The organism is Gemmiger formicilis, from assembly GCF_016901605.1.
GTDB lineage: Bacteria > Bacillota > Clostridia > Oscillospirales > Ruminococcaceae > Gemmiger > Gemmiger formicilis_B.
Window position 1 is genome coordinate 1 of sequence record NZ_JACJKP010000672.1, and the last position, 245, is coordinate 245.

Consider the following 245-nt stretch of genomic DNA (forward strand, 5'->3'; position numbering starts at 1 on the left):
AGGCGGTGAGGGAAAATGGATACAGCGTGGACATGGGATCTGTCTTCTTACTGTGCCAAATACAGCTTTCTGACGGAACCCAAGGGCTTGACCATGCGGGAAGTGGAACACATCTTTCAGCTTGCCCCGGAACCGCCTGTCCATGAAAATCCGAGTGATTATATTATTAAGGCCGTGCAGCGTCGAGAACTGCGCTGGTTTTCCTTTTTTCTGCATCACTATGAGAACCGGCTCAATGGTCGTAT

1 pseudogene is annotated in these 245 nt (G+C 49.8%); it reads left to right on the top strand.

Features of this window, described 5'->3' with window-relative positions:
- Positions 1–15: 15 nt before the first annotated feature.
- Positions 16–245 (top strand): annotated as a pseudogene (locus H6B10_RS16410) (hypothetical protein); the annotation flags it as partial.